General features: G+C 29.7%; 2 protein-coding genes. Both read right to left on the minus strand.

The window, feature by feature from the left end; translation table 11 throughout:
- Positions 1-1979 (minus strand): DNA polymerase I (gene polA, locus IDG60_RS08415; protein ID WP_206160617.1); only part of this gene is annotated, 1979 nt, incomplete at its 3' end.
- A gap of 293 nt (positions 1980-2272) precedes the next feature.
- A complete protein-coding gene (locus IDG60_RS08420) occupies positions 2273-3760 on the minus strand; it encodes a hypothetical protein (protein WP_000849428.1) in 1488 nt (495 codons plus the stop codon).
- Positions 3761-3880 lie beyond the last annotated feature (120 nt).

A 3880-nucleotide genomic window follows, 5' to 3' on the forward strand; every position in this document is an offset into this window, starting at 1 on the left:
CGCAATTCAATTTGAGAATAATCTGCTGATAATATAACGCTATCTTTTGAAGTTGGTTTAAAGGCTTTTCTTATTTTACGCCCTTCTTCAAGTCTAACCGGAATATTTTGTAAATTAGGATCTACACTTGATAAACGTCCAGTTTGCGCTAAAGTTTGGTTAAAACGTGTATGGATACGTTGATCATCACTAATTACCTTTTGCAATCCTTCAACATAAGTAGACTGTAACTTAGATAATTGACGATATTCTAAAATATAATCAATGATAGGATGTTCACCTTGCAATTGCTCTAAGACATCTACAGCAGTAGAATATCCTGTTTTCGTCTTTTTAATAACAGGTAATTGTAATGTCTCAAACAATACAACACCTAATTGTTTAGGAGAATTTATATTAAAATCTTCACCAGCTGCATCATGGATATTTCGAATCAAGACGTCTAATTTTTCTTGAATTTCTTTTTCCATTTCTTCTAAATCATGAACATCTGTAAATATACCAATTTCTTCCATTTCACTTAAAATCTTAGCTAGCGGTAGCTCTAAATCAGCTAAGAGTTCTACCTGATTGTATTCTTCTAATTGTTTATCCATATTTGGTTTCGCAAAGTAAATTGCATCAGTAATAGAAGCAACATATGGATTTAAAACATCATCTTCAGGTACCTTAAATTTCTTACCTTTTCCATATATACTTACATCGTCTTTCACAAAACTTTGACCGTACAATGAAACAACTGATTGAACATCACTAATCGTACGAGATGGATCAATTATATAACTGGCCAACATAATATCGAAAGAAATATTTTGAATATCAATTCCCAATCTATGTGATGCTACATATGTTTTTTTAGCATCATATACGACTTTTTTCGTATTCGGATTTTCTAACCATGAAACTAGTTCGGCATAATTATTTATGTCATCCGCATTAATTACAATATGTTTCTCACCTGTAAATAAAGAGAATTTTAAAATATTATTTCGCAAATAGTTACCACCGTCTAATTCGAAATGGATGGCCGCTTCTTTCAATGAAGTAAAATCAATATTATCAAAAGACGTTTCAATTTCAAATGTCTTTTCTATTGCATCTTCAACGCTTGCTGATTGATCAATGTCAGACAACAATTGTTTGAATTCTAACTTCTTAAACAATTCGATTTTTTCTTGTTGTTCATCTTGATGAGTCATTAACGTATCTTCAAGTTTTACTTCAATCGGACTATCTACATTAATCGTTGCTAATTCTTTACTCATTAATGCATCTTCTTTGCTATTTTGAAGTTTTTCTTTTAACTTTTTACCTGAAATTTCATCTAAATGTTCATAGACACCTTCTACTGTGTCAAATTGGTTTAGCAATTTTATTGCTGTTTTCTCTCCAACACCTGCAACACCTGGTATATTATCAGAAGTATCTCCCATTAATCCTTTCATATCAATAATTTGATTAGGTGTTAACCCGTTGTATTTTTCCGCAATAAAGTCAGGTGTATAATGATCAACATCAGTAACACCTTTTTTAGTGTAATAAATGGTTACATTATCCGTTGCAAGTTGTGTTAAATCTCGGTCTCCCGTTATAATAATTGTCTGAAAGCCCGCTTTATCTGCTTCTTTACTTAAAGTTCCGATAATATCATCTGCCTCATAGTTATCTAATTCATAACGTTTAATATGATAAGCATCTAATAATTGGCGTATATAAGGAAATTGCTCACTTAGTTCAGGCGGCGTTTTCTGGCGTCCACCTTTATATTCACTATATTTTTCATGTCTGAAAGTTGTTTTACCTGCATCAAACGCTACTAAAAAATGATTTGGCTTTTCTTCTTTTAAAATCTTCTCTAGTAACATTGCAAAACCATATACTGCATTGGTATGAATGCCTGCTTTGTTTGATAACAAAGGTAATGCATAAAAAGCTCTAAAACTTAAGCTATTACCATCGATTAATACTAATTTATTCACAATTTTAACCTCCAGAACTAATTTATATATATTTTAGCATATTCGACTGTGATGTCGTAATTAAAGAAACTATCTCATAGAGTATTTATACACGACCTAATTTCAAATAAAACAAGTGCCTATATAGACTTAGCTAAAAAATAAAAAAGACATAATCATGATTGTTCTTGATGAGCACTCCATAAAGTCAGGTTAAAAGTCCAACTTTTGAGATGCACATTATCATTTCATGATTATGTCTACTTTTTAATATTTTTATGCTGCTATTTTAAATTTTTATAGGTAAGAATAAGTTATGAATCGTCTGAACCAAATGGAATATATTTAACTTTGGTCATTTTCGGTAATTCTTCATAATTATTAAACCACTCTTGGTAATTTTTATTGATTGGTGACGGATGATGCATATAATGTTCAAACGGCAATGATTCCACTGTATAAACCTCTTGTCGTGGATGATCTTTAATTTGTTGTTTTAATAACTGAACTCTTTTTTCATGTTCATAATGAACATAAATAAATGCACTAAGATATATCACAGCTAAAACTAGTGATGCACCTTTAATAAAATTAACATTGATTGACTTATATTTCCGAAATTCTTTTAATAAAATAATTAAAATGATTACATGTATCGTATAAACAATCAAAAAATTACCTGGTTCTATTGGAGTAACAATGACTAGTGTCGACGCCGAAACACATATTGCAATAAGTAAGGAATATAAAGTGATTTGTGTTTTACGATCATTAATAGACAAATAAATACCTACAAATATCGAAAACGCAAAGTAACCACATACAATTACGTTCACAAAACCAACCAATCCAATATCTGTATTTTTATTTAATAAAAACTGATTGTAAAATAGTAAATAATAAAGCGGTAAAGTGATAAATCCTATCATAATGATACGACGCTTTAATATTGTTAAATGTACATACCGATCACTTCTAAGCAGTAGATAAATAATAAGCGCTGCAATCATACTTAAAATTATAATCTGACTGAAAATGACACCATATGGAAGTGACGTTGATATCATTTCTGCAAATTTTGAAAAGATACCTTGATTATTTGAAACTTGTTGATATTCTGATCCTTCAAATAAAATTTTGCGATAATTTGGATTGGAAAACATAATGATTGTACCTATAGTAGCAATCATAAATGAAAACAATAATTTATAATTAAGTGTTCGATTTGCAGTAAATTCATATAGAAAAGCTAAAATTAAAATGATACAGTGGAATAATGTCACATTCTCCATAAATAATTGACCGAAGAAGCATAAAACATAGAATAGTACAGTAACACTTACCGGCTGCTTTTCTTTATATATAATTGCATTAATACAATAATAAATAATAAAGAGTGAAATTAGTGTTGATGTCGCATAATTATAAAATCCTGCAAACCAGCCATATGTATCTGCATAAATAGCACTTGGTAAAATTAACATTAAAGAAAATGCTAACAAATAATAGCTTGTCCACGCTTTACAACGTGTAATGTGCATAATCATCCAAATGATGCCCATACTAATGAGACCATATGAAAGCCAACGTAACCAGCTTACATGTACAGCTATAATTTCAAAGATATTTCCGATATAGCGACCATTAAGTGATGCAAATCCTACTTTTAAAATATCAGTATTATAATTGCTAAACCATTGTAAATCATCGTGCATGATTGGTAGTAAGATACCCATAAAAGTATAAAACAATAATATCGCAATTAATATCAAAGTTGTCTTGTGTAATTGAATTGTTTTCACTTTGCTAATCCTCAAATCTAGTTAAATTTTCCTCAACTTGTAGGTCGAAAAATTAATTCAATATTTTTAATGTATTTCTAATTTTCACCTATGCATGTTTCCTCAATCAAATTAGATAAA

The sequence above is a fragment of the Staphylococcus sp. EG-SA-2 genome (assembly GCF_017152085.1).